Source organism: Frankia sp. CoWAU3, from assembly GCF_977971855.1.
This window is the reverse complement of sequence record NZ_CDWWXB010000261.1, coordinates 1,893-2,757: the sequence shown is the minus strand read 5'-3', so window position 1 is coordinate 2,757 and position 865 is coordinate 1,893. Positions and strand designations below refer to the sequence as shown.

Annotated in this window: 1 protein-coding gene; it reads right to left on the bottom strand. The window is 69.5% G+C overall.

What is annotated here, in order from left to right; all coding sequences use genetic code 11:
• Nucleotides 1-314 precede the first annotated feature (314 nt).
• Nucleotides 315-865, bottom strand: a 551-nt coding sequence (locus AC08ON_RS16750; RefSeq protein WP_476617312.1) for a Na+/H+ antiporter NhaA, incomplete at its 5' end; no start/stop codon positions are given.

The following is an 865-nucleotide window of genomic DNA, read 5'->3' as shown; positions in this document are numbered from 1 at the left end:
CCGTCGTCGAGGCCCAGGTGGCCGCGGATGCGGAATGCTCATGGGCCAGCACGCCGAAGCCGATGGCTCCGGCGGCCGCGACGGCTGCCAGTCCGGCGGTGACGGGGCCTACCCGTCGGATTCCCTGCTCACGTGTGGCCATGGCCGGTGTCCTCCTACCCTGCCGGCGCTCCGGAAGGAGCCCCGTGACTATGAGGGTGGGAGTCGGGCCTGTGTGTTACCTGTGCGTCAGCTGTTCGATTGCCGAGGGCGGAATACCCCACGGGCGTGGGGCGGACTTGATGGTGCTGCACGAGCGGACCGACCGGACCGGATCACCCCCACGGGCGTGGGGAGGACCGGTGCAGGTCTTGGTAGACGTCGGGGATGCCGTCGTGGTCGCGGTCGGCGGTCTCTGCTTCCTGGAGCCGGCGGTAGACGCGATTGCGCAGACGTAGCACGACGGCGGCGAGCAGGGCTGCGAGCAGGGAACCCGTCAGGACAGCAATCTTGACATGGTCATCACGTGCGCTACCGCTCCCGAAAGCCAGTTCACCGATGAGCAGGGAGACGGTGAATCCGATACCGGCCAAGACCGCGAGCCCGAGAACGTCGGTCCAGGTCAACCCGTCGTCGAGGGTGGCGCGAGTGAAGCGTGCTACCAGGAAGGTAGCGGCCATGATCCCCAGAGGCTTGCCGACGACGAGACCGAGCACGACACCGATGGCCGCCCGGTCGCTCAGCGCCGCGCTCAGTCCGCTCAGGCCATCGACGGTGACTCCGGCGGAGAAGAACGCGAAGACCGGCACCGCCACCCCGGCCGACAGGGGCCGCCAGCGGTGCTCGAAGTGCTCGGCCAGCCCCGGTCCCGCCTCCGGGCCGCCGG